The sequence below is a fragment of the Roseovarius sp. CH_XMU1461 genome, assembly GCF_037027165.1.
GTDB classification, from domain to species: domain Bacteria; phylum Pseudomonadota; class Alphaproteobacteria; order Rhodobacterales; family Rhodobacteraceae; genus Roseovarius; species Roseovarius nubinhibens.
Map to the genome: position 1 here is coordinate 658,426 of NZ_JAYMDV010000002.1, position 23,659 is coordinate 682,084.

Below are 23,659 nucleotides of genomic sequence, written 5' to 3' on the forward strand. Positions count from 1 at the left end.
GTGGGTGACCTAGTCTCTAGGCAGGGAAATTGTTATCGCTGTCTCGATGGATACTGAGGATGGGTCACTCCCAACTATAATAGTCGCCTCGCCTCCGCTCTTCACGCAAGGCCTAAACGAGTGCGATCATCGTTCTTCCAAGACTAAGGTTTGCGCACAAAGAGATCCTCTGCCGCCGGGGTCGCGAAGAACCGTTTGCACTGATCTGCAAAGGCGCGTGCCCGGCGGCTCATCCGTCCTCCGGCCCGGGTGGCCAGCACGATATTCGGGCTTGGCTCACTCTCGGCCAAGGGCCGACAGGTAACGCTGAGCCCGCTATAGGTCGTGTCATAGGGCGGGCGGATGTTCAGAATGGCGACGCCCAGCCCTGCGGCAGCGGCGCTGCGCACCATCTCGAAGGATTCGAGTTTCTGGATCGGGCCCGGCGTGGCCCCCACCTGCTCAAAGAGTGCGCGCACATAATTTCGCGATTGCGGCAGATTGAGCAAAAGCAGCGTCCGCTCCGACAGATCGCGCAACGACACGACCGATTTCTGCGCCAAAGGATCATTCTGGGCCAGGACCAGATGCGGCGGCGCATTGGCCAGCGTTTCCATCTCGAACTCTTCCCACAGCCCCGCATCATAGGTCACCAGCGCATCGACCGTGCCATCGCGCAGATTGTGCTGGATCGACATCATGTCGCCCTCGTTGAGATGCACGGTCAACTCGGGATGGCTCTGGCGCAGATCGCGGATCACCTGCGGCGCGATGCTGGGCGAGATCGAGGTAAACGCCCCGACCTGCAGCTCGCCGCGCAGCTCGGTGTCGGAACCGCGCAACTCTTCGGCATAGGCCGCCGCCTCATCCAACAGCTGAATGGTGCGCGCTATGGCCCGCCGGCCCGCCTCGGTGGTGCTGAGCCCCTTGGACCGGCGGCGCACGAACAGCTGGATCTTGAACTCATGCTCGAACGCATCGATCGCCGCCAGAATGGAGGAGGTCGAAATGCTCATCTCCTCTGCCGCCTTGCTGATAGAGCCATGGCGAGAGGCGGCGATGACATAGCTGAGCTGGCGAAGCGTTATCTTCATTTTTTAAACTTACCTGACTTAATAAATACATTATGCCACGCCAGACCCTTGCGCTAGCCTTTTGGCAAGAAACATGCGTTCCAGGGAGGAGGGAGCCATGGTTGTCAAAAGCCACACCAACGGCGCCCCCGCGTCGTTGTCCCCGAGTGATGGGGTTCATATCGCCTGCATCTGGCCCGGCCCTGCCCTGCTTGGCGAGTGCCCGATCTGGGACGCGCGCAACGCCCGGCTCCTGTGGATCGACTGCCTTGGAAAACGGATCTGGTCCGCCGATGCCGAGGGCCACGATCTTCAGCCTTGGGACGTGCCCGACGTCATCGGCTCCATCGGGCTTTGCGACGATGGTCGCCTGATCGCGGGGTTTGCTCGCGGTTTCGGCCTGATTGCCCTGCACGACGACCGCACAGAGGTGGATTGGATCGGCGACCCGGACCCCGATCAGAGCGACACCCGCCTCAATGATGGCAAGGTGGACGCGCAGGGCCGCTATTGGTGCGGCACGATGAATGTGGATTTCGCGCGGAACAACGCCGCGCTCTTTCGCCTCGGACCCGGCCGGCACTGGACCCGCGTCGATGACGAATTCACCGTCTCGAATGGCATCGCTTTTTCGCCAGACGGGCACCGGATGTATTTCTCCGACAGCCGCGTTGACCGCTCCTATCAATATGATCTCGACCCCGCCTCAGGCGCGCTGTCGAACCGTCGCGATTTCCTCGACACCACCGCCTATGAGGGCCGGGTCGACGGCGCCACGGTGGATGCCGACGGCTGCTATTGGGGCGCGCTGTTCAGCGGCGGCGCGGTGGCGCGCTTTGCCCCCGATGGCCGCCTGTTGCACAAGATCGACCTGCCGATCAGTTGCCCGACCATGTGCAGCTTTGGCGGCCCCGATCTCGACATTCTCTACGTGACCTCGGCCACGTTCATGCTGAGCGAGGCGCAACGCCGCCGGGAGCCGTTGGCGGGATCGCTGCTGGCGATCACCGGGCTCAGGGCGCATGGGGTCCGCGGCTTGGAGGAGCCGCGGTTCAAAACGACAGGAGACCAAGGATAAAACGACCGCCGGGACAAACCCGGCGCAACACGACGATCAGAGGAGGAAAACATGACAAAACGACATCACGGGCTAAGCGGCCTGCTGGCCTTTGCGTTGACACTTCTGGTGACGCAATCCCCCACCCCGGCCCAGGCCAAGCCCCGGGTCACCCTGACCCTCGCGCATTGCTGCCCCGCCGATCACACCTATGGCGTCTACGCGCATCAACTGGCCGACAGGGTCGCCGCCAATTCCAATGGCGAGATCAAGATCGAAGTGCTCGACGGCGGCGTCATGGGCACCGAACAGGCCATCGCCCAAAAGGTGCAGCTCGGCACCGTGCAGATGGGCGCGATCACCTCGAACAACGTGGCCCAGCTTGCACCCTCTCTCAATGTGCTGGTTCTGCCTTACATGAGCTCAGGCCCAGAGGATCTGACTGGCGACGGCGGTCTGTTGCGGGCCGGGCCTTACAGGGACGAGTTGAACAAGCGCGTCCGCGCCGAAAGCGGCAGCCTGCAGGTGATCGGCGGATTTACCAATTCCTTCCGCAGCCTCTTTTCCAAGGATGAATGCATCGACAGCCTCGACGATCTGCAGGGGCGCAAGATCCGGGCGCCGAAAAACCCGGTGATGACCGCCATGTGGGAAAGCTGGGGCGTCTCGACCTACCCCATCGCCTGGGGCGAAACCTTTGGCGCCATCGCCACCGGCGTGGTCGACAGTTTCGACAGCCCGACCGATGTCATTCTGAACATGGGGTTCCATGAACATATCAAATACATCACCGAGGCGACCTATTTGCCGCTCGCAGCCGTCGTGGTGATCAACGAACCCTTCCTGCAGAGCCTCTCGCCCGAAGACCGGGCGGTTCTGCTCAAATCCGCCGACGAGGTCGATGTCTCTCACGCCGCCTATGTGGCCGAGAACAACGCCCGCGTTCATAAGGCGCTGACCGAAGACCACGGCATCACCTTCTGCGAATTGCAGGACCCAGAGGTCTGGGCCGAAAAGGCCCGCGGCGCCTGGCCCCAGCTCTATGAACTTGTGGGCGGCGGCAAGGACTGGGTCGACATGACCCTGACCTACAAGGACACCGGCAGCTTCTAACCTGCCCGTCCCCCGCGCAACCGCCACCTCCCGACAGGGTCTGGGTGGCGGGGCGCGCGCCCCGGTGTTCTCAGGGCGATAAGTGCACCCAGCTGACCAGTGTGACTGTTTTCAACCGCAACCACAGGCGACCGGCCCAAGGGAGGTGTCAGATGCTTGCCAAGACTGTCCAAGCCTTCAACAGGTTCGAACTGGTGTTCTCCAACCTGTCGCTGGCGCTGCTGGTGGTGGTGCTGGGGCTGCAGGTGTTCTTTCGCTACGTGCTGCACACCGGGCTGAGCTGGAGCGAGGAAATCTCGCGCTTTGCCTTCGTCTGGTTCGTCTATATCTCGGCCAGCCTCGCCGCCCAACGTGGCACCCATATCCGCGTCACACTGTTTATTCGCTGGTTTCCCGGCGGGCGACAGATTGCGCTCTTGCTGGCGGATGCGATCTGGATCGCCTTCAACGCTTGCGTGGTGATGGCGGGCATCCTGTTGATCCAGCGCACCCTCGCCTACCCGGTCTATTCCACCTCGCTCTTTCTGCCGCTGGCCTGGATCTACAGCGTGATCCCGCTGTCGCACGCGCTGATGATCCTGCGCATCCTGCAGCGGCAATGGGACTACTGGCGTCACGGCATCCCGGTAATCGCCTCCGAGGCCGCGCTTGATCACCCTGGACAGGAGGGCACGGCATGATCTTCGCGCTCCTCTTCCTCGTCTGTCTGATGCTCGGCGTGCCGATCTTCGCCACGCTCGGCGTGCCCGCGCTGATCGAACTGCTGAACTCGCCGGTGCCGCTCGAATCCCTCGCCCATAGCCTTTTCGACGGGGTCGATAAATTCCCGCTGCTGGCGATCCCGAATTTCGTGCTGGCCGGGGCGATCATGGCGCGTGCCGGCATCACCCGCGACATTATCGAGGTGATGCGCGCCGTGGTCGGTCAGGCCTATGGCGGGCTCGCCATCGTGACGATCCTGTCCTGCATGTTCTTCGCCGCGATCTCGGGCTCGGGCCCGGGCACTGTGGCGGCCATTGGCACGCTCTTGATCCCGGCGATGAAGGACGACGGCTACCCCAAGGATTTCGCCGCCGCGGTGGCCTCATCCGGGGGCACGCTCGGCATCCTCTTGCCGCCGTCGAACCCGATGATCGTCTATGGCGTGCTCGCCTCGGTCTCGATCGGCGATCTCTTTCTCGCGGGGCTCCTGCCCGGCATCCTGATGGGGACGCTGCTGGTGGCGACCACCTGGTTTCTGTCGAAACGCAACGGCTATCGCGGCGCACAACGTCAGTTCGACGGGCGCAGCTTTGCCACCGCGCTCTGGCAGGCCAAGTTCTCGCTGGCGACGCCGTTTCTGGTGCTCGGCGGCATCTATGGCGGCATCTTCACCCCGGTCGAGGCCTCGGTCATGGCGGTGGCCTATGCGCTGCTCGTCGGTGTGGTGATCAAGCGCAGCATCGGGCTCCGCGCCATCTGGGCCGCGCTGAGCGAGGCCAGCACCGTCTGCGGCGGTCTCGTGCTGATCATGGGAACCGCCATCTTCTTTGGCGAATTCCTCGCGCTGAACCTCATCCCGCAGAAGATTGCCGCGGCCCTTCTGGGCATCACCAGCGATCCGATCCTGATGCTTCTGTTGATCTCGCTCATCCTGATCGTGCTCGGCACGTTCATGGAAACGCTCTCGACGGTGATCATCCTGACACCGATCCTGCTGCCGCTGATCAAGCAATTGGGCATCGACCCGATCCATTTCGGCATCATCCTCGTCGTCACCTCGGAAATCGGCTTTCTGACGCCGCCGCTCGGGGTCAACCTCTTTGTCGCCTGCGGCATCTCGAACCTCAGCATCGAAGAGGTCTCGCGCCGGGTGCTGCCCTTTATTGCAACCATCATCCTGGGCCTGCTGATCCTCCTCTTCTTTCCGCAGATCAGCCTGTTCCTGCTGTCTTTCAAATAACCCAAGCAAAGGCCCATCTGGGGCCGAAACGGAGACAAACCATGCTGACCAACGAAGGCGTCATCAACACATTCCTAGAGGCCGGTATCACCCGTGGCTTTACCCTGCCGGGGCTCGGCATCACCTGGTCGTTGCCCGCCTTCTATGATCGCAAGGACGAATTCGACGTGGTGCTGGCGCGCAGCGAACAGAGCGCCAGCGTCATGGCTCAGGTCGCGGGCAAGATGACCGGCAAGCCGGGGCTTTTGATGGCGCAGGGGCCGTTTTCCACCTCGACCGGCGCCTTCGGCATTCTCGAGGGCTATTTCTCCTCCTCGCCGATGGTCGTGCTGACCGACACCTCCTGCTATGACGGTTTTGCCCAGCATGGCGTCTACCAGACCATGACGGGCGATTACGGCGCAGCCGATGCCTTTGCCGTGATGAAGACGATGACCAAATACGCCACCTATGCCACCACCCCGACCGAGGCGGTCTATGGCACACAGCTGGCAGTGAAACATGCCGCGACCCCGCGCCAAGGCCCGGCGGCGGTGGTGATGCGCAGCAATATCATCAAGCAAGAACTGCCCGAGGCCGCCAAGGCCCGGCTCTACCCGGTCGAAGGCCATCTGCGCTATACCCCGCCACGCGCCGACCGCGCCGCGGTGGACAAGATTTCCGACCTGCTGCGCGACGCGAAACAGCCGGTGATGATCATCGGCAATGGCGTCTATGGCTCGCGCTCCGGCCCGGCGCTGCAGGCGCTGGCCGAACGCAACGGCATCGCCATCGCCTCGAGCTATCATGGCAAGGGCACGATCGACGAGACCTGCGACATCGCCGTCGGCATGATGGGCACATGGGGCTCTGCCGCGGCCAACCGCGCTGTGCAGGCGGCGGATGTGATCCTTGTGCTGGGCTGCTCGCTCGGCGCCGAATACACCCGGTTCCGCGACGAAAAGATGATCCGCCCCGGCGATCAGACCATCATTCAGGTCGATCACGACCCGCTCAACGCGGGCTGGGTGGTGCCGGTGGATCTGGCGGTGACCGCCGATGTCGGCGAGGTGGCGGCCCTGCTCGCCGACACCCGCCCCCATGACGCGGCGCTGGTGACCCGACGCAAGGCGGCAATCTCGCGGATCAAGTCCGACAATGACTATGGCGTGCTGCCAAGCTATCAAACCCGCCCCGGCACCGTGCATTATGCCGACATCATGCGTGGGCTCGGCGGTTTTCTGGGCGAAGACGATCTGCTCACCCTCGACGCGGGCACCAACCGGATCTGGGCCACTTGCCGGCTGCCGCTGCGCCATCCCAATCAGCTCATCGCCCCGGGCGGCATCGGCGGCATGGGCTGGTCCACCCCGGCGGCCACCGGGGCCAAGATCACGGCCCCCGGCAAACGCGTGACCGGCGTGGTCGGCGACGGCGGTTTCGTGATGACCATGGACGCGGTCGCCACCGCCGCCGAACACGGGCTCGATGTGGTCTATGTGGTGGCCAATAATGCCGGTCTCGGCATGGTGCGCGACAATCTCGGCAACAAGAAGATCGCCGTCGATTTCCCCGATCACGACTTTACCAAAGTGGCCGAGGGGCTCGGCGGCAAGGGCATCACCGTCACCGAGGCGGATCAGATGGGCGACGCGCTGCGCGAAGCACATGCCATGGGCGGCCCGGTGCTCATCGACGTCAAGGTCGATCCCGCCGCCAGCCACCGCGACTGCTCTGATTACGCAGAGCTCTGAGCCGGGGATCGCATGATGACAGGTTTTGCAGATAGAACGATCCTGATTTCGGCGGCGGCCGACGGGTTGGGCCTCGCCATGGCGACCCGCTTTGCGGCGGAGGGCGGCACCGTCGTCGCCCTCGACAAGAGCACCGAGGCCATCGACCGCGCCCGCGCCCTGCCCGAGGCGGCTTCGATCCGGTTCGAGGCGGTGGATCTGATGGAGGGCGCGGCCATCGCCGCCACCATCGACCGGCTGACCTCCGAGGGTCTGCGCTTCGACACGCTGATCAACAACGCCGGCGGCTCGTTGCACACGCCGCGTGCCTTTCTGGAGGAAAGCGACGAGGATTGGGACCGGGTGATGGGGCTCAACGTCACCGCCGCGGTGCGGCTGACCCGCGCCGTGCTGCCACAGATGATGGATCAGGGTTTTGGCCGGATCATCAATCTCGGCTCCAAGGCGGGGCGCTACGGCAGCCTCTTCACCGGGGCGAATTATGTCGCGGCCAAGGGCGCGGTGCAGTCGATGACCCTGCAGCTCGCGCAGGAATTCGGACCTCATGGGATCACCTGCAACGCGGTCTGCCCCGGCGCCATCCTGACGCCGCGGGTTGAACGGCTCTTGTCCGAACGCATGACCCAGACCGAACGCGACGCGGCTCTGGCCCAGATCCCCGTCCGCCGCAACGGGCAGGTCGAAGATGTGGCCGCCGCCGTGGCCTTCTTTGCCTCGCGCGAGGCCGGGTTCATCACCGGGCAGATGCTCGATGTGAACGGCGGTCAGGGGATGTGCTCATGACCCGCGCACTCATTGGCCCGGTGCTGATCACCGGCGGCGGCGGCTTTCTTGGCCGGGCGCTGACAGGACGGCTGCTCGACGCGGGCGAGACGGTGGTCACCGTCGACTTGCAGGCGGCCCAGAACGGCGATCCCCGCGCCACGCATCTCGCCGGTGACATCCGCGACGGCGCAGCGCTCCGGTCGCTGCTGGCCCAATATGACATCCGCGCCATCGTGCATCTCGCGGCACTGGTGATCCCCGCCTGCCGCGACACGCCCGTGCTCGGCGCCGAGGTCAATGTCATCGGCCATCTCAACATGCTCGACCTGGCCCGCGCTCTTGAGGTGAAGAGGTTTCTCTACACAAGCTCCATCGCCGCCCTGCCCCGCCCGCCGCATGACGCGCCGGTCAATCTCTATGGCTGCTGGAAACGCGCCTGCGAGGATGCGGCCAAGGTCTGGCATCTCGATCATGGTCTGACCTCGGTCGGGCTGCGCCCCAATGTGGTCTACGGTCCCGGTCGCGAGGCCGGGGAAACCGCCGCGATCACCCTCGCGATCAAAGCCGCGGCGCAGGGCAAGCCCTACGCCATGCCTTTCACCAGCAACATGTGCTTTCAACATGTCGACGAGGTCACCGAGATCATGGACCGCTGCCTGCAGGTGATCCCCGACGGCCCCGTGGTCAGCGATCTCACCACCAATATCGAGAGCACCGACGACGTCATCGCGGCGATCCGCCTCTGCGCCCCAGAGGCACGGATCACCGCCTCTGACATCCGCCGCCCCGCGCCGCCCGAGCTCGACAACCGGGCGCTGCGGTCGCTGATCGGCGACTGGACGACCGTCCCGCTGCAAGAAGGGGTTCGCAGAACCTTTGCGCAGTACCGGGACACGGCCTGACGGCCAACACCACCGGCCCGGCGGCCCCGTTGCGGAAACCCGTGACGACAGCCGGCGGGTCAGACACTATGGACAGAACTGGAGGAGGACCCATGTCTATTAGGAAACTCGCAACCCACGCAGCAGCAGCCGGGGCGCTCGCCCTCGCAGCGGTGCAATTCGCCAGCCCCGCCGCGGCCCAGAATGTCACCATCGTCGTGCCCTTCTCGGCCGGTGGCGGCACCGACATCACCACCCGCTCGATGCAGGAAGAGATGGCGAAATCGCTCGGCGCCAATGTGGTGGTCAAGAACACCTCCGGCGCAGGCGGCACCATCGGCGTGGCCGAAGCCGCACGCGCCCGACCCGACGGGCGCACCATCGCCATGGCGCCGGTCGGTCCGCTGACCACCCAGACCCACCTGCGCAAACTGCCCTATTCGGTCGACAGTTTCGATTACATCTGCCTCGCCTATTCGGCCCCCACGGCCATCGCGGTGCATAAGGATTCGGAGTTCGAGACCCTCGACGATCTGGTGAGCTTCGCCAAGGAAAACCCCGGCAAGCTCAATTTCGCGGTGCAGGCCATCGGCTCGATCCCACATGTGGCGGGGCTCGCCTTGGCCGATGCGGCGGGGATCGAGATGACCTACCTGCCGGTCAATGGCGACGGCCCGGCGCTCAAGGCGCTGCTGGACGGCACGGCGGATCTCTTCATCCCGCATGTCTCCTTCCTGTCCAAGAATGCCGATCAGATCCGCTCGCTGGCGATCCTCAAGGACGGGCGGCTCGACACCATGCCCGACGAGATCACCGCCAAGGAACAGGGCTATGATCTCGACATCCCGATCTGGGGCGGGCTGGTCGCCCCCAAGGGCACCCCGGCCGAGCGTCTCGGCGCGCTCGAAACCGCCTGCGAACAGGCGATTTCCTCCGGCCCGTTTCAGGAACGGATGGAGCAGTTGCAACAGCCCAGCGCCTATATGAATGGCGCCGAGTTCGAGGCCTTCGTGACCAAGCAGTTCGAGCGCAATCGTGGGCTTCTTGAAAAGGCCGGGTTGCTGGCCGAATGAGCCTGAGGCGCGCCCGACACACTTCCATGACTGCCCCGGCAGGAGGACCGTCCCATGTCTGACCACCCCCCAGATCTGCCGCCGCAGCCCGGCGGGCGCGCCTTGCAGATCACGGTGGCCTTGGCGATCCTCGCCTTGGCCGCGCTGCTCTTTTCCCAGACCTTCGCCGAGATCAGCGCCTTTGCGCAATCGAGCCAGGGCCGAGGCCCGTTCTTCTACCCGCGCTTTCTCATGGCCGGGATTGCCGTGCTGGCGCTGACCATGGCGCTGCGTCCAGCGTTCTCAGACGAGGTGCGCCCCGAGGGCGCAGGGCGTCGCCGCCTGATCGGCCTCATCGCGGCGGTGGTGGCCTATGCGCTGGGCCTGGCCTATCTCGGATTTCTGATCTCGAGCCTCCTCTTCGCCTGCCTGACGCCGCTCTTTCTGGGCTATCGGCGACCCGTGGTCATCCCCCTTGTGGCGGCGGCGTTCAGCGTCTCGGTCTGGTGGCTGTTCGAGAGTGTCTTCCTGATCATCCTACCGCGCTCTGCGTGGTTCTCGGGCTTTTGACGCGATGCGGACCGACACAGCCCGCCCGAGCTTGATGCCGGCGTCGCCCTACCCCTTTCGGAGATATGCACCATGGACCTGATCCTCGGAACCCTTGCCGATATCGCCACCCCGCTGACCTTGCTATGCATGGTGGCCGGCACGGTGGTGGGCGTGCTCGTCGGCGTTCTGCCCGGGCTTGGCTCGGTGGTGGGGCTGACCATGGTGCTGCCCTTCACCTTTTCGATGCCACAGATCCCCGCCATCGCGCTGATGCTCGGGGTCTATTGCGGCTCGGTCTATGGCGGCTCGATCACCGCGATCATCCTCAACACGCCCGGCACGCCACAATCGGCGGCCACGGCGATGGAGGGCTATCCCATGGCGCGCCGTGGCGATGCCGATCTCGCAATCGGCTGGGTCACAGCCTCGTCGACGCTCGGCGGGCTGTTCTCGGTGGTGGTGCTGATGCTGGCCGGGTCCTGGCTCGCCGCCTTCTCGCTTAACTTCACACCCATCGAATATTTCGCGCTGGGCCTTTTTGCCCTCACCTGTATCGCAGGGGTCTCGGCCGGGGCGTTGGTGCCGGGGCTTTTGTCCGGGGCCTGCGGGCTCTTGGTCGCGACCATCGGCGCAGACCCCGTCACCGGCGATCTGCGCTTTACCTTCGACAGTTTCGAACTCAGCGCCGGCATCACCTTGATCCCGGTGATCGTCGGGCTCTTTGCCTATTCAGAAATGTTCCTGCGCGCCGCCCGCATCGACCCGACCGCGCCGCGCGAAAACATTCGCGTGGGCTTTCGCCTGCCGCCGCTCTCGCAATGGCGCAGCCGCCTCGGGATGCTCTTGCGCGGCTCGATGATCGGCTGTTTCGTCGGCGCTCTGCCCGGCACCGGCGCGGCCACCGCTGCCTTCATCGCCTATTCCGAAGCTCGCCGGACCTCGCGCCGCCGCGACAATTTCGGCAAGGGCGAGCCGGACGGGCTCGTCGCCTGCGAAAGCGCCAATAACGCAGTCACCGGCTCGGCGCTGGTGCCGACGCTGGCGCTCGGCGTGCCGGGCGATCCGGTGACCGCGGTGATGCTCGGGGCGCTGGTCATCCAGGGCGTCACGCCGGGGCCGCAGCTCTTCAATCAAAACCTCGAACTGGTCTATGCGATCTTTGCAGTGCTGATCTTCGTCAACCTGATCATGTTCGCCACCGGCGCGCTCGGCGCACCGCTCTTCACCCGGGTGCTGCGCATCCCCGAACCGCTGCTCATCGCCATGGTGCTGATCGTCTCGACGCTCGGCGCTTACGGCGTGCGCGGCAATATGCTCGATGTGTGGATCGCGCTCGGCGCGGGCGTGGCCGGGGTCTTCATGCGATTGGCCGGCATGCCCGTCGCGCCCTTTGTCATCGGCATGGTGCTCAGCCCGATGATCGAACAATCGCTGCGCCAAGGTCTCCTGCTCACCCGCGGCAGTTTCCTCGCCTTTTTCGAGCGGCCCATCGCGCTGGTGCTCTTCCTGCTCACCGCCGCCATTCTGCTCTGGCCGCTGCTGCGCGCCTGGCGGCGTGCGAAAGGCTGATGGACCGGAACCCAATAGGTATCTGACGACGCATATGGGGAAATGGTGGGTGATGAGAGACTCGAACTCCCGACATCTTCGGTGTAAACGAAGCGCTCTACCAACTGAGCTAATCACCCGCCGTGCCGCGTCATAGCCAAGCGCGCGGAGCGTTGCAAGAGGGCAAAAGGCACGGGTGATCGAAATCGCGCGGCTAGGCCTTCGCCTCTTCGCGCAGCAGCGTTTCACCGCCCTCTTTGAGCAGATAGGCACAGCCCTGATGATTGCTGAGCCGCGCCATCTCGTCGGGTCCAAGCCCACAGATCAGCCCGCGCAGCACCTGCCCCAGAATGCCATGCGACACGATCACCGCAGGCGCGCGCAGCTCTGACAGAAATTCCGTGACCCGTGCCGAAAGACCGTCAAAGCCCTCGCCGCCCGGTGCCGCCGCATAGGCCGCCAGCCCGTCCTGCCCGCCGACCACCTCGCTGCGCAGCTGGCCTTCCCAGTCGCCGGTGTCGATCTCAGAGAGACGCGCATCGGTGGCAAAGCTGTGCCCTGCCAACGCGATCCGCGCCGTGGCCTGCGCCCGCCCCTGCGGCGACACAAAGAGCCCGCCGCCCGCGCTCAGCACCTCCGGGATGATCCCGGACATGAGCCGCGCCTGCGCATGGGCCTGTTCGACGCCCCGCGCAGTCAACGGGGAATCGCGGCGACCCTGAATGCGTTTCTCGAGGTTCCACTCGGTCTCGCCATGGCGCAGGAACCAGATCGGCGGCACGTCCCGCAGCATCTAGCCGCGAAACCCGGTGGCGATCACGAATTTCTCGGAACTGTCGGGCCGTGACGCCGGCGGTTTGACATTGGCCACCTTGGTGAACCGCTGCTTGAGCAGTTTCTGCAAATCGCCCTCCGCCCCACCGGCGAGTACCTTGGACACAAACGTGCCACCCTCTTCGAGCACATCAAAGGCGAGATAGGCCGCCGCCTCGCACAGCGCGATGATCCGCAAATGGTCGGTCTGCTTATGGCCGGAACTCGACGCGGCCATGTCGGACATGACCACATCGGCGCGCCCGCCAAGCCATTCCTTGACCTTGTCATCGGCCCCGTCTTCCATGAAATCGAGCACGTGGAACTCGGCCCCCGCCAGCGGCTCGACCTCTTGCAGATCGACGCCGATGAACCGGCCCACCGCCTTGCCCGGCTTTTCGCCCAGCGCGTTGATCCGCGGCACCGCCACCTGTGCCCAGCCGCCCGGCGCACAGCCAAGATCCACCACCCGCGCGCCATTCACCAGAAAGCGGAACTTGTCATCGAGCTCCATGATCTTGAACGCCGCCCGCCCGCGATAGCCTTCGGCCTGCGCGCGTTTCACATAGGGATCGTTGAGCTGCCGCTGCAGCCAGCGGGTCGAGGAATTGCGCCGCCCCCGCGCGGTTTTCACCTTCACCGTAAGGTCGCGCTGCCCGCGTCCCGAGGTGTTCTTGCCGTCCGGCCCCTTCGCCATCATTCGTCCTCATCTCTCAAAACGCCATCGGCGGCCATCTGGGCGTATAACATACCTTCGCGCAGACCGCGATCCGCCACCGACAGCCTGTCCGTCGGCCAACAGCGCAACAGCGCCTGCAGGATCGCCGCCCCCGACATGATCAACGCCTGCCGGTCGATCCCGATCCGCGGGTCGCGCCGCCGCCCCTCGGGCCCAAGCGCCAGATAGCTGCGAATGACCGTATCTATCTCGTTGCTCGTCATGCGCAACCCATCGACGCGATTGCGGTCATAGCGCCGCAGCCCAAGGTGGCTGGCCGCGACCGTGGTCACCGTGCCGCTGGTGCCGACGATCTGAAAGCCCTCGCGCGCCTGCTCTTCCTTGTAAGGCGCGAATTCCGCGAGGTTTTCCTCGAAGAACCAGCTCATCAGCGCAAACCGCGCCGCGTCATCCTCGACATCCTGGAATTGATCGCGCAGCGTCGCCACGCCGAGCGGCACGCTGATCCAATCCACCACCCGCGCCCGCGGGCCGTCGTCACAGGGCCGGTCGAACCCGGTGCAGAGCTGCATGATCGATTTGATCCGCTCCTGCTCGGGCACCGCCGTCAGGTCGATCCAGACAAGCTCAGTCGAGCCGCCGCCAATATCCACCACCAAGAGCTGATCGGTCTTCGGGCTGACCAGCGGCGCACAGGACACCACCGCCAGCTGCGCCTCTTCCTGCGGCCGGATGATCTCGAGCTTGAGCCCGGTCTCCCGCGCCACCCGATTGAGGAACTGTTCGCCATTCACCGCCCGCCGGCAGGCCTCGGTCGCCACCAGCCGCATGTTGCGCACCTTGTGCCGCTTGAGCTTTTGCTGACAGACCCGCAGCGCCTGGATGGTCCGCGCGATCGAGCCGCGCGACAGCCGTCCGGTCTTCTCCAGACCAGAGCCGAGCTGCACGGATTTCGAAAAGCTGTCCACAACTTTGAACTGATTGCCCCTCGGTTCGGCAATCAGCATGCGACAACTGTTCGTTCCCAGGTCCAACGCCGCATAAAGCGGCCGGGATCGGGGCTGTTCGGGCGCGGCGCTCTCGACCGGCTTCGGGAGTGCGCCCGCACCTTTGGGACGCTTGGGCGCCATCACGTCACGCCCTCCATTTCGAGTTACCTTCAATCTAGGTCTTTCCCCGACGCTCCGCAAGCGCCGAGCAGGGCTCATCTTGATGATGAAGATTTCTCCACCGCGCCTCTCTGGCCATTCGCCGCCGAACGTCGCATGGTCGCCAAAGGTCGCAGCACGAAGCGTTTATGTCGAAAATCGACGTCGCGGACCCTTGGGCGCGGTTTAGACAGGATCAATCGAAAACGGGGAATCAACCATGGCTGATGTGACAATCGTATACTGGCGCGACATTCCCGCGCAGGTCATCGTGGGCAAGGGCCGCCGGGGCGCGAAAAAACCGCTTCCCGAACGGTTCGAACAGGCCATCGACCGCGCGGCCATGAAAGTGGGCGCACAGGACACCGATGCCTATCTGGCCGAGTGGCGCAAGGCCGCGCCGGTCCAGATCGAGGGCGATCCCGCCGAGATTGTCGAAGCCGAGGTCGCCCGGCTCGACGCTGAATATGATCAGGAGCGCATCAAGCAACTGATCGCCAATGATGGCTGGGCTTAATGCCCCGTACACTCTGGGAGGCCGCGATGGCTCTGTTGAATTTCCGCAAACGTGAGAAACCCGCCGACACGCCCGTCAATGGTCAGGTCGAGGCCTTCCTCAAGGATTACTCGATCGAGGTGATGCCGCGCACCGCCGAGAAGGTCGAGGATTTCCGCGCCCTGCTGCCCGAAGGCACCCGCGTCTATATCGCCCATATCGAGGGCACCCCGATCGAGGACATGGTCGCCACCGCCAAACGGATCAACGCCGAAGGCTTTCCGGTGATGCCGCATTTCCCGGCGCGCATCATCAAGGACCGCGCCACGCTCAACGATTGGATCGCCCGCTATCAGGGCGAGGCCGACGTCAAACAGGCGCTTCTGCTGGCCGGTGGCGTGACCAACCCGCATGGCGATTTCGACAGCTCGATGCAGCTTCTGGAAACCGGCGAGTTCGACCGCGCGGGCTTTACCCGGCTGCATGTGGCGGGCCACCCCGAGGGCAACAAGGACATCGATCCCGATGGCTCCTCGACCAATGTCGATGCCGCCCTGCGCTGGAAGACCAAATTCAACGAGACCACCGATGCCGAAATGGCGCTGGCGACACAGTTTGCCTTCGACGCCAAGCCGATCATCGCCTGGGCCGATAGCCTGCGCGAGGCGGGCGTCACCCTGCCCATCCATATCGGCATCGCCGGCCCGGCCAAGCTGCAGACGCTGATCAAGTTTGCCATCGCCTGCGGTGTCGGCCCGTCGCTCAAGGTTCTGCAGAAACGCGCCATGGACGTGTCCAAACTGCTGCTGCCCTACGAGCCCACCGATGTCATCGCCGAGCTGGCCGCCCACAAGGCCGCCAACCCGGAGTTCAACATCACCAATGTGCATTTCTTCCCGCTGGGCGGGGTCAAGACCAATGCCACATGGGCCATCGAAAACGGTGGCGCGTCCACCCAGCCCGTCAACCCCGCCTAAAGGAAGTTACATGACCCGCACTGTCGTCGAGAGCAAAACCAAAACCGCCATCATCGGCTTTGATCAGCCGTTCTGCGTGATTGGTGAACGCATCAACCCCACCGGGCGCAAAAAGCTCGCAGCCGAGCTTGAGGCTGGCGATTTTTCGACCGTCGAAGCCGATGCCATCGCCCAGGTTGAGGCCGGGGCCACGGTGCTCGATATCAACGCGGGCGTGGTCTATAACTCGAACCCCAACCCGAACGAGACCGAACCGCCGCTGATGACCAAGATCGTCGAGCTGGTGCAAGGCCTCGTCGACGTGCCGCTCTGCATCGACAGCTCGGTGCCCGCCGCGCTCGAGGCCGGTCTGCAGGCCTGCGAAGGCCGTCCGCTGCTGAACTCGGTCACCGGCGAAGAGGACCGGCTCGAGTTCGTGCTGCCGCTGGTCAAGAAATACAACGTGCCGGTGGTGGCCATCTCCAACGACGACACCGGCATTTCCGAGGATCCCGAGGTCCGCTTCGCCGTGGCCAAGAAGATCGTCGAACGCGCCGCCGATTTCGGCATCCCGGCGCATGACATCGTGGTCGACCCGCTGGTCATGCCGATCGGCGCCATGGGCACCGCCGGTCAGCAGGTCTTCACCCTGGTGCGCAAACTGCGCGAAGAACTGGGCGTCAACACCACCTGCGGCGCGTCGAACATCTCCTTCGGCCTGCCCAACCGTCACGGCATCAACAACGCCTTCCTGCCGATGGCGATGGGCGCGGGCATGACCTCCGCGATCATGAACCCGGTGGCGCTGCCGGTGAAAATGGCCGAGATCGAAGCCAAAAAGCTCGAGGTCGCCGCCGCCGGTCTGGTGCTGCCCGAGGATATGGATGACGAAACCTTCTGTCAGCTCTTCGGCCTCGGCTCGACCAAGCCGCGCGCCGGCAAGGAAATGGAGGCGATCCTCGCCGCCAACTTCCTGACCAACAACGACCCGCATGGCGGCAACTGGATCAAGTTCAACAAGGCCCCGCCGAAAGCCGGCGAAGAAGGCCGCGGTCGCGCTGGCCGCACCGGTGGCCGCCGCCGCCGCGCCTGATCCAACCCCGCAAAAGCAAAGCAAAACCCCGCCTTAGGGCGGGGTTTTTCGCATCTTCTGGCGAGAAATATCCCGGGGTGAATTGGCCCTTGGGCCAAGAGGGGCGGCGCCCCTCCCCCGTCACTCCGCCATCGGCGCCATGATCTCGACCTCTTCCCCGTCGCGCAGCGCCGTGTAGAAACAGCTGCGCCGGTTGGTGTGACAGGCAGGCCCGGTCTGCCGGATCAGCACCAAAAGGCAATCGCGGTCGCAATCGACGCGCATCTCCACCAGTTCCTGCACATGGCCGCTGGTTTCGCCCTTGATCCAGAAGCTCTGGCGCGACCGGCTCCAATAGGTCACCCGCCCGGTCTCGAGCGTGCGCGCCACCGCCTCCGACGACATCCAGGCCATCATCAAAATCTCGCCGGTCTCGGCATCTTGGGCAATGGCGGGGATGAGCCCGGCGGCATCATAGCGCAGGGTTGCGGGATCGAATGTCATGCGGGGCCCTTTCCTTGTCCGGCGTGCAGGTCTATCTAAGAGACAGCGACACAAAGGAAAAGCCATGAGCGGCGAAACCGATCTGATCAAGCTTTATTCAGCCCGAATTCTCGCGCTCGCCGCCGACATGCCTCGGGTGGGCCGGCTCGACGCGCCCTCGGCCAGCGTCAAGAAACGCGCGCCGCTCTGTGGCTCGACCGTGACCGTGGACATCAACACCGATGATCAGGGCCGGATCACCGATTATGCCCAGGACGTCAAAGCCTGCGCTCTGGGTCAGGCCGCGGCCAGCATCGTCGGCGCCAATATCATCGGGCTGACCCGCGCCGAAGTGACCCAGGCCCGCGACGCGCTGCGGCACATGCTCAAGGACGGCGGCCCGGTGCCGCCCGCGCCCTTCGACGGGCTCGAAGTGCTGCAACCCGCCCGCGATTATAAAAACCGCCACGCCTCGATCCTGCTGACCCTCGACGCCTCGGTCGAAGCGCTGGACGAACTCGCAAAGCAAAGCTGCGCCTAAAACCCCCCGCCCATAAAAAAGCCGCCGCACATGCTGGGCATGGCGGCGGTCAGGAATTGCGGCTTCCGTCGGGATCCGGGGCGCATATCTGAGGCCGGGGAAACAGGCAGAGAAACCCGGGCAGTCGCGTCCAATGGGACAGATATGGATCGCGCGGCATCATCGCTTGGGGACAGGTGATGCGTTTTGCGCGCCGGTACGGAAGGGTCGCAGGCAGAACTCAGAACAATCCGGGCAGGTAGAGACCTCCGATCAGCAAGACCATCAAGGCAGCGCCGCCAATGGCATCGCTCAAAAGCGTGTCACAGCGGCTGGCGGTGGTGGTGATCTGGCGAAGCATCGTAACCTCCCTTGATTGCGTGTTGCTTATTTGTTCTCATTTTTTCCGGAACCTGTAAAGAACTTTTTAAGAACATTTGAGAACACTCAGGAACAAATATCCCCAAGTGCTTGATTTCACAGGTTAAGAAAATGGAACAAATGCGGCTCAGCCGACCTTGATCAGCCCGATCGCCTGATCCTGTTCCATCAGCCAGAGCAGAACACGCGCCGCGCGCCCCCGCGCGCCGGTGAGGTCGGGATCATCATGCAAGAGCTTGCGCGCATCCGATTGTGCCACCGCCATCAGCCCCGCCTGATGCTCGAGATCGGCCACCCGGAACCGCGGCAGCCCCGATTGCGCCGTGCCGATCACATCGCCCGCGCCCCGCATCTCGAGATCGACCTCCGCGATGCGAAACCCGTCCTCGGTCTCGCGCATCGTGGTCAGCCGCTTCTCGCCGGTCTCGCTGAGCGGCGCTTGATAGAGCAGCAAACAGGTGCTCTCGGCCTCGCCGCGCCCCACCCGGCCGCGCAGCTGATGCAGCTGCGCCAGCCCGAAATACTCGGCCCGCTCGATCACCATGATCGAGGCATTGGGCACATCGACCCCCACTTCGATCACCGTGGTCGCCACCAGAACCGCCGTCTCGCCCGCCTGAAACGCCGCCATGGCCGCGTCTTTCTCCTCAGGCGGCATCTGACCATGGACAAGTCCCACATGCCCCTCGCCGAGCACCGCCCGCAGCGCCTTGAACCGCTCATCGGCGCTCGACAGATCCACAGCCTCGCTTTCCTCGACAAGCGGACAGACCCAATAGGCCTGCCGCCCCTCGGCAATGGCGCGGCGCAGATGTGCGACCACCTCTTCCATCCGCGCCATATTCACCAGCGCCGTCTTGATCGGTTTGCGCCCCGGCGGTTTCTCGTCGAGGATGCTCACATCCATGTCGCCATATTGCGCCAGCGCCAGGCTGCGCGGAATGGGCGTCGCGGTCATCACCAGCACATCGGCGAGCACCCCCTTGCGCCCCAGCTCAAGCCGCTGCCGCACACCGAACCGATGCTGCTCGTCCACCACCGCAAGCCGCAGATCGGCAAATTGCACATCCGCCTGAAACACCGCATGGGTGCCCACCAGAATGCCAATCTCGCCCGCCGCCAGAGCGCGCAGCTTTTCGCCCCGCGCCGCCCCCTTGTCGCGCCCGGTGAGGATCTCGATCCGCACCCCCGCCGCCTCGGCCAGAGGCGCCAGCCCCGCCAGATGCTGCCGCGCGAGGATCTCGGTCGGGGCCATCATCACCCCCTGCCCGCCCGCCTCCACGGCAATGAGCAGCGCCAGCATCGCAACGAGCGTCTTGCCCGCACCCACATCGCCCTGCAACAGCCGGTTCATCCGCTCGGGCCGCGCCATGTCGCCCGCTATATCCGTGACCGCCCGGGTCTGGGCATTGGTCGGCCGATAGGGCAGCGCACCCAGAACCTTGTCGCGCAGATGCCCGTCACCGAGGCTCTCGCGCCCCTTCGCCGCCCGCCGCTTGGCCCGCGCCAGCGCCAGCGTCAGTTGATGCGCCAGAAACTCGTCATAGGCGAGCCGTTCGCGCGCCGGATGGCTCGGCGCGAGGCCGCCGCGATCCTGCGGCCCATGGGCGTCGATCACCGCGTCATTCCAGTCGGGCCAACCCGCCTTGGCCTTCTGCCCCGGATCGATCCATTCCTCGAGCGCCGTCACCCGCGTCAGCGCCCCCGCCACCGCCTTGGCCATCACCCGCTGGCTGATGCCATGGGTGAGCGGGTAGACCGGCTCGAAATCGGGGATCTCGCCGGTCTCTTCCACCGGCAGCATATGGTCAGGATGCACCATCTGGGCGATCCCGTCAAAAAGCTCGACCCGCCCCGACACGACCCGCCGCGCGCCCTCTGGCAAGAGACGCCGCAGATATTCATCGCGCGCGTGAAAGAACACGAGTTGAAAGCTCGTCTCGCTGTCCTCCACCGTCACCCGATACGGCCCGCCGCGCCGCTGCGGCGCGCGATGTGGGCCTATCTCGACCTCGACCGTGACCACTCCGGGCAGCTCCGCCCCCCGGATCGTGTGGCGCCGCCGCCGATCGATGCCCGAATGCGGCAAGGTAAAGATGAGATCGCGCGGCCGGCTCACCCCCAGCCCCTCAAAGGCCTGCGCCAGTTTCGGGCCGACGCCGGGTAGCGTCTCGACCCCGGCAAAAAGCGGAAAGAGGATTTCCGGCCGCCCGCTCATGCGTCGCCGATCAACGCGAGCCAGCCATCCTCGTCCAGCGTCTCGATGCCGAGCTCCGCCGCCTTGGTGGCCTTGGATCCGGCCCCCGGCCCCGCCACCAGAATGTCGGTCTTGGCCGAAACCGATCCCGACACTTTCGCGCCAAGGCTCTCGGCCCGCGCCTTGGCCTCGGCCCGCGTCATCTTTTCGAGACTGCCGGTGAACACCACCGTCTTGCCCGCCACGGGGCTGTCGGCCGCGGGCGCATCGGGCGCCACGATGTCGAGCCCGGCCACCAGCGTGTCAATCGCCGCGCGCTCCTGATCATTGGCAAAGGCATCCGAGAGCGACAGGCCCAGCACCGCGCCGATCCCGTCGACCCCGATGAGATCGGCCCAGGCCGCCGCCGCCTCTGCCGGCACGTCGCAGCCCGCCACCGCCGCCGCGCGGGTCTCGGACACCCGCGCCCGCCGGCCCTCGGCCTCGGCCGCCTGCCGTTCGGCCTCTTCCGCCTCATCCGCCGCGCGGTGGGCCCGCGCCGCCGGTCGGGCCGTGTCGATCGCCTCGGCCATCGCCTGCCAGTCGCGGTAATGCAGCGCCAGATCGCGCGCCGCGACCTCCCCGGCATGGCGAATGCCCAGCGCAAAGATCAGCTTGGCCAGCGGGATACGTCGCTTTTCCTCGATCGCCGCAAAGAGATTACTCGCGCTCTTCTCGCCCCAGCCCTCGCGGTTCTTGAGCTGCTGCAGCCCCGCGCCATAGCGGTCCTGCAGCGTGAAAATATCCGCCGGGGCCTTGATCCAGCCATCGCGGTAGAATTGCTCCACCTGTTTCGCGCCCAGCCCCTCGATATCAAAGGCGGCGCGGCTGACGAAATGCTTGAGCTTTTCCACCGCCTGCGCCGGACAGATCAGCCCGCCGCTACAGCGCCGCACCGCATCGCCCTCTTCGCGAATGGCTTCCGATCCACATTCCGGGCAGCGCGTCGGAAAGACAAATCGCTCCGCCCCCTCCGGTCGTTTGGCGAGGTCCACATCGGCAATCTTCGGGATCACATCGCCCGCGCGATAGACCTGCACCCAATCGCCCACGCGAATATCCTTGCCGCCGCGGATCTCGCCGCCCTTGGCATCGCGCCCGGCGATATAATCCTCATTATGCAGCGTCGCGTTGCTCACCACGACGCCGCCCACGGTCACCGGCGCCAGCCGCGCCACCGGGCTGAGCGCCCCGGTCCGGCCCACCTGAATGTCGATCCCCTCAAGCCGCGTCCAGGCGAGCTCGGCGGGAAATTTATGCGCAATCGCCCAGCGCGGCGTGGTCGAGCGAAACCCGAGCCGCGCCTGCAGCGCCAGATCATCCACCTTGTAGACCACCCCGTCGATGTCATAGCCGAGCGTCGCGCGCCCCTGCTCGATCTCGCGGTAATGGGCGATCATCTCATCCACGCTCTCACAGCGCCGGGTCAGCGGGTTGACCGCAAAGCCCAGCGCCCCGAGCCGCGCAATCGCGCCCATCTGCGTCTCGGCCAGCGGCGCCGACAGCGCCCCCCAGGCATAGGCAAAGAATTTGAGCGGCCGCGCGGCGGTGACACCCGGGTCAAGCTGGCGCAGCGATCCGGCGGCGGCATTGCGCGGATTGGCAAAGGGTTTCGCCCCCGCCGCCTCTTGCCGCGCGTTGAGCGCCTCGAAATCGGCATGGCTCATATAGACCTCGCCGCGCACTTCTAGCACCTCCGGCGCGCCGGAAATCTCCTGCGGGATGTCGCCCACGGTACGGGCATTGGCGGTCACATTCTCGCCCACCGCGCCATCGCCCCGGGTCGCCGCCTGCACCAGCTTGCCCTGCTCATAGCGCAGCGACAGCGACAGACCGTCGATCTTGGGCTCCGCCGTATAGGCCAGCGCCGCCCCGGACCCGAGGCCGAGATATTTGCGGATACGTTCGTCGAAATCCGCCACATCCTCATCGGCAAAGGCATTGCCGAGGCTGAGCATCCTGATCTCATGCGCGACTTTGCCAAACCCCTCGGACGGCGCCGCGCCCACCTGCTCGCTCGGGCTGTCGTCGCGCTTCAGCTCTGGGAATCGCGCCTCGATCTCGGCATTGCGCTGTTTGAGCGCGTCATATTCCGCATCGGATATCTCGGGCGCATCCGCCCCGTGATAGGCCGCATTGGCACGCTGCAGCAGATCGGCCAGCCGGGCCAGCTCGGCCCGCGCCGCGTCTTCGGTGAGCCTCTCAACCGCTGTCGTCTCCGCCATGATACCCCTCGCGCCGGTGGACCGCGCCACAGGCGGGTCTTGCTCCGCCTCAAGGGATAGAACGCGGGCGCGGCGAGGTCCAGAACCCAAAGCGCCGGATCACCACAGCGCCACAGACCCCGGCCCGTCAGGCCCCGATGGCAAGCCGCCCGTCGCGGTTCTGCGTGCTCTCGGGATCGCGCAGCACATAGCCCCGGCCCCAGACCGTCTCGATATGATTGTCGCCGCCGGTGGCCTGGCTGAGCTTCTTGCGCAGCTTGCAGATGAACACATCGATGATCTTGAGCTCCGGCTCATCCATGCCGCCATAGAGATGGTTGAGGAACATCTCCTTGGTGAGCGTCGTGCCCTTGCGCAGGCTCAACAGCTCGAGCATCTGATATTCCTTGCCGGTGAGATGCACGGTCTTGCCGTCCACATCGACCGTCTTCGCGTCGAGGTTCACATTGATCTCGCCGGTGCGAATCACCGATTGCGAATGGCCCTTGGAGCGGCGGATGATCGCATGAATGCGCGCCACCAGCTCGTCCCGATGGAACGGCTTGGTGAGGTAATCATCGGCGCCAAAGCCAAATCCCTTGATCTTGCTGTCCGTATCATCCGACCCCGACAGGATCAGGATCGGCGTCTCGATCCGCGCCAGCCGCAGCTGACGCAGCACCTCATGGCCCGTCATATCCGGCAGGCCGAGGTCGAGAAGGATCAAATCGTAATCATAAAGCCGCGCCAGATCGACACCCTCTTCGCCAAGCGATGTCGTATAGACATTGAGATTGGCATGGCTGAGCATCATCTCGATGCTCTTCGATGTCGTGGGATCGTCTTCCACCAGTAATACGCGCATTAAACTTCTCCGAATGGTCATCGATTGCGATAGACACTGGCGAAAATTGGTTAACCACCCGTTACTATAAGCGTCATTCGCGGCCCTACAACCCTCGGTTGCCAAATCGAA

The 23,659-nt window shown here is 64.8% G+C and carries 22 protein-coding genes and 1 tRNA gene; 14 read left to right on the forward strand and 9 right to left on the reverse strand.

Annotated features, from left to right (window positions below; translation table 11 throughout):
* Positions 1-143: 143 nt before the first annotated feature.
* Entirely contained in the window at positions 144-1,073 is a 930-nt protein-coding gene (locus WA237_RS08525) for a LysR family transcriptional regulator (protein ID WP_336097347.1), read from the reverse strand.
* Positions 1,074-1,170: 97 nt separating this feature from the next.
* Between WA237_RS08525 and WA237_RS08530 the strand changes: the two genes are divergently transcribed.
* From WA237_RS08530 to WA237_RS08575, 10 genes are all read left to right on the forward strand, one after another.
* A complete protein-coding gene (locus tag WA237_RS08530) occupies positions 1,171-2,130 on the forward strand; it encodes an SMP-30/gluconolactonase/LRE family protein (protein WP_336097348.1) in 960 nt (319 codons plus the stop codon).
* 51 nt (positions 2,131-2,181) lie between these two features.
* Entirely contained in the window at positions 2,182-3,222 is a 1,041-nt protein-coding gene (locus WA237_RS08535; protein ID WP_336097349.1) for a TRAP transporter substrate-binding protein, read from the forward strand.
* A 152-nt stretch (positions 3,223-3,374) separates the two neighbouring features.
* Complete coding sequence (locus WA237_RS08540) at positions 3,375-3,902, forward strand: TRAP transporter small permease (RefSeq protein WP_336097350.1); 528 nt, start codon at positions 3,375-3,377, stop codon at positions 3,900-3,902.
* Positions 3,899-5,164, forward strand: a complete 1,266-nt coding sequence (locus tag WA237_RS08545) for a TRAP transporter large permease (RefSeq protein ID WP_336097351.1) — start codon at positions 3,899-3,901, stop codon at positions 5,162-5,164. The genes WA237_RS08540 and WA237_RS08545 overlap by 4 nt, the downstream gene beginning before the upstream one ends.
* A 41-nt stretch (positions 5,165-5,205) precedes the next feature.
* Positions 5,206-6,897 (forward strand): thiamine pyrophosphate-binding protein, encoded by a 1,692-nt coding sequence (locus WA237_RS08550; protein WP_336097352.1) that lies wholly within the window; start codon positions 5,206-5,208, stop codon positions 6,895-6,897.
* Positions 6,898-6,912: 15 nt separating this feature from the next.
* The gene (locus WA237_RS08555; protein WP_336097353.1) at positions 6,913-7,680 is read left to right on the forward strand and encodes an SDR family NAD(P)-dependent oxidoreductase; all 768 of its coding nucleotides are present in this window, start codon (positions 6,913-6,915) and stop codon (positions 7,678-7,680) included.
* A complete protein-coding gene (locus WA237_RS08560) occupies positions 7,677-8,564 on the forward strand; it encodes an NAD-dependent epimerase/dehydratase family protein (RefSeq protein ID WP_336097354.1) in 888 nt (295 codons plus the stop codon). Before WA237_RS08555 ends, WA237_RS08560 begins: the two co-directional genes overlap by 4 nt.
* 92 nt (positions 8,565-8,656) lie before the next feature.
* On the forward strand, positions 8,657-9,616 hold the full coding sequence (locus tag WA237_RS08565; protein WP_336097356.1) for a Bug family tripartite tricarboxylate transporter substrate binding protein: 960 nt from the start codon (positions 8,657-8,659) through the stop codon (positions 9,614-9,616).
* A 54-nt stretch (positions 9,617-9,670) separates the two neighbouring features.
* Positions 9,671-10,165: a tripartite tricarboxylate transporter TctB family protein gene (locus tag WA237_RS08570; RefSeq protein ID WP_336097357.1), complete on the forward strand. Its 495-nt coding sequence runs from the start codon at positions 9,671-9,673 to the stop codon at positions 10,163-10,165.
* Between the two features lie 72 nt (positions 10,166-10,237).
* Positions 10,238-11,716 (forward strand): tripartite tricarboxylate transporter permease, encoded by a 1,479-nt coding sequence (locus WA237_RS08575; protein WP_336097358.1) that lies wholly within the window; start codon positions 10,238-10,240, stop codon positions 11,714-11,716.
* A 43-nt stretch (positions 11,717-11,759) separates the two neighbouring features.
* On the opposite strand, the gene WA237_RS08580 is transcribed toward WA237_RS08575, so the two are convergent.
* The 4 genes from WA237_RS08580 to WA237_RS08595 form a co-directional block, all read right to left on the reverse strand.
* Positions 11,760-11,835 (reverse strand) — tRNA-Val (locus tag WA237_RS08580).
* A 74-nt stretch (positions 11,836-11,909) separates the two neighbouring features.
* A complete protein-coding gene (locus WA237_RS08585; protein WP_336097359.1) occupies positions 11,910-12,488 on the reverse strand; it encodes a histidine phosphatase family protein in 579 nt (192 codons plus the stop codon).
* Positions 12,489-13,205, reverse strand: coding sequence for an RlmE family RNA methyltransferase (locus WA237_RS08590; RefSeq protein ID WP_040618600.1), 717 nt, complete (start codon positions 13,203-13,205; stop codon positions 12,489-12,491). It lies immediately after the preceding gene.
* Positions 13,205-14,317, reverse strand: a complete 1,113-nt coding sequence (locus WA237_RS08595) for a Ppx/GppA phosphatase family protein (RefSeq protein ID WP_336097468.1) — start codon at positions 14,315-14,317, stop codon at positions 13,205-13,207. Before WA237_RS08595 ends, WA237_RS08590 begins: the two co-directional genes overlap by 1 nt.
* A gap of 238 nt (positions 14,318-14,555) precedes the next feature.
* Between WA237_RS08595 and WA237_RS08600 the strand changes: the two genes are divergently transcribed.
* The 3 genes from WA237_RS08600 to WA237_RS08610 are packed head-to-tail and all read left to right on the forward strand — an operon-like array spanning position 14,556 to position 16,880.
* A complete protein-coding gene (locus WA237_RS08600) occupies positions 14,556-14,852 on the forward strand; it encodes a virulence factor (RefSeq protein ID WP_009815034.1) in 297 nt (98 codons plus the stop codon).
* Positions 14,853-14,878: 26 nt separating this feature from the next.
* The gene (locus tag WA237_RS08605) at positions 14,879-15,808 is read left to right on the forward strand and encodes a methylenetetrahydrofolate reductase (protein WP_336097470.1); all 930 of its coding nucleotides are present in this window, start codon (positions 14,879-14,881) and stop codon (positions 15,806-15,808) included.
* A 10-nt stretch (positions 15,809-15,818) separates the two neighbouring features.
* Complete coding sequence (locus WA237_RS08610; RefSeq protein ID WP_009815032.1) at positions 15,819-16,880, forward strand: methyltetrahydrofolate cobalamin methyltransferase; 1,062 nt, start codon at positions 15,819-15,821, stop codon at positions 16,878-16,880.
* A gap of 120 nt (positions 16,881-17,000) precedes the next feature.
* Here WA237_RS08610 and hisI read toward each other — a convergent pair whose 3' ends face one another.
* On the reverse strand, positions 17,001-17,363 hold the full coding sequence (gene hisI, locus WA237_RS08615) for a phosphoribosyl-AMP cyclohydrolase (RefSeq protein ID WP_009815031.1): 363 nt from the start codon (positions 17,361-17,363) through the stop codon (positions 17,001-17,003).
* A gap of 64 nt (positions 17,364-17,427) precedes the next feature.
* Between hisI and WA237_RS08620 the strand changes: the two genes are divergently transcribed.
* On the forward strand, positions 17,428-17,883 hold the full coding sequence (locus tag WA237_RS08620) for an iron-sulfur cluster assembly scaffold protein (RefSeq protein WP_009815030.1): 456 nt from the start codon (positions 17,428-17,430) through the stop codon (positions 17,881-17,883).
* Between the two features lie 487 nt (positions 17,884-18,370).
* Here WA237_RS08620 and recG read toward each other — a convergent pair whose 3' ends face one another.
* The 3 genes from recG to ctrA all read right to left on the reverse strand — a co-directional run bounded on the left by recG (position 18,371) and on the right by ctrA (position 23,548).
* The gene (gene recG / locus WA237_RS08625) at positions 18,371-20,461 is read right to left on the reverse strand and encodes an ATP-dependent DNA helicase RecG (RefSeq protein WP_336097360.1); all 2,091 of its coding nucleotides are present in this window, start codon (positions 20,459-20,461) and stop codon (positions 18,371-18,373) included.
* Positions 20,458-22,704 carry an NAD-dependent DNA ligase LigA gene (ligA, locus tag WA237_RS08630; RefSeq protein WP_336097361.1) on the reverse strand — a complete coding sequence of 749 codons (2,247 nt, stop codon included), beginning with the start codon at positions 22,702-22,704 and terminating at the stop codon, positions 20,458-20,460. Before ligA ends, recG begins: the two co-directional genes overlap by 4 nt.
* Before the next feature lie 127 nt (positions 22,705-22,831).
* Complete coding sequence (gene ctrA, locus WA237_RS08635) at positions 22,832-23,548, reverse strand: response regulator transcription factor CtrA (protein WP_216017216.1); 717 nt, start codon at positions 23,546-23,548, stop codon at positions 22,832-22,834.
* Positions 23,549-23,659 lie beyond the last annotated feature (111 nt).

Excerpts from the sequence above, each read along its gene's own strand:
- WA237_RS08545 (WP_336097351.1), top strand. The coding sequence starts at position 3,899 with ATGATCTTCGCGCTCCTCTTCCTCGTCTGTCTGATGCTCGGCGTGCCG.
- WA237_RS08620 (WP_009815030.1), top strand. The coding sequence starts at position 17,428 with ATGAGCGGCGAAACCGATCTGATCAAGCTTTATTCAGCCCGAATTCTC.
- WA237_RS08560 (WP_336097354.1), top strand. The coding sequence starts at position 7,677 with ATGACCCGCGCACTCATTGGCCCGGTGCTGATCACCGGCGGCGGCGGC.
- WA237_RS08540 (WP_336097350.1), top strand. The coding sequence starts at position 3,375 with ATGCTTGCCAAGACTGTCCAAGCCTTCAACAGGTTCGAACTGGTGTTC.
- WA237_RS08550 (WP_336097352.1), top strand. The coding sequence starts at position 5,206 with ATGCTGACCAACGAAGGCGTCATCAACACATTCCTAGAGGCCGGTATC.
- ligA (WP_336097361.1), bottom strand. The coding sequence starts at position 22,704 with ATGGCGGAGACGACAGCGGTTGAGAGGCTCACCGAAGACGCGGCGCGG.
- WA237_RS08590 (WP_040618600.1), bottom strand. The coding sequence starts at position 13,205 with ATGGCGAAGGGGCCGGACGGCAAGAACACCTCGGGACGCGGGCAGCGC.
- WA237_RS08555 (WP_336097353.1), top strand. The coding sequence starts at position 6,913 with ATGACAGGTTTTGCAGATAGAACGATCCTGATTTCGGCGGCGGCCGAC.
- recG (WP_336097360.1), bottom strand. The coding sequence starts at position 20,461 with ATGAGCGGGCGGCCGGAAATCCTCTTTCCGCTTTTTGCCGGGGTCGAG.
- WA237_RS08530 (WP_336097348.1), top strand. The coding sequence starts at position 1,171 with ATGGTTGTCAAAAGCCACACCAACGGCGCCCCCGCGTCGTTGTCCCCG.
- WA237_RS08595 (WP_336097468.1), bottom strand. The coding sequence starts at position 14,317 with ATGGCGCCCAAGCGTCCCAAAGGTGCGGGCGCACTCCCGAAGCCGGTC.
- WA237_RS08565 (WP_336097356.1), top strand. The coding sequence starts at position 8,657 with ATGTCTATTAGGAAACTCGCAACCCACGCAGCAGCAGCCGGGGCGCTC.
- WA237_RS08535 (WP_336097349.1), top strand. The coding sequence starts at position 2,182 with ATGACAAAACGACATCACGGGCTAAGCGGCCTGCTGGCCTTTGCGTTG.
- hisI (WP_009815031.1), bottom strand. The coding sequence starts at position 17,363 with ATGACATTCGATCCCGCAACCCTGCGCTATGATGCCGCCGGGCTCATC.
- WA237_RS08570 (WP_336097357.1), top strand. The coding sequence starts at position 9,671 with ATGTCTGACCACCCCCCAGATCTGCCGCCGCAGCCCGGCGGGCGCGCC.
- ctrA (WP_216017216.1), bottom strand. The coding sequence starts at position 23,548 with ATGCGCGTATTACTGGTGGAAGACGATCCCACGACATCGAAGAGCATC.
- WA237_RS08575 (WP_336097358.1), top strand. The coding sequence starts at position 10,238 with ATGGACCTGATCCTCGGAACCCTTGCCGATATCGCCACCCCGCTGACC.
- WA237_RS08610 (WP_009815032.1), top strand. The coding sequence starts at position 15,819 with ATGACCCGCACTGTCGTCGAGAGCAAAACCAAAACCGCCATCATCGGC.
- WA237_RS08600 (WP_009815034.1), top strand. The coding sequence starts at position 14,556 with ATGGCTGATGTGACAATCGTATACTGGCGCGACATTCCCGCGCAGGTC.
- WA237_RS08525 (WP_336097347.1), bottom strand. The coding sequence starts at position 1,073 with ATGAAGATAACGCTTCGCCAGCTCAGCTATGTCATCGCCGCCTCTCGC.
- WA237_RS08605 (WP_336097470.1), top strand. The coding sequence starts at position 14,879 with ATGGCTCTGTTGAATTTCCGCAAACGTGAGAAACCCGCCGACACGCCC.
- WA237_RS08585 (WP_336097359.1), bottom strand. The coding sequence starts at position 12,488 with ATGCTGCGGGACGTGCCGCCGATCTGGTTCCTGCGCCATGGCGAGACC.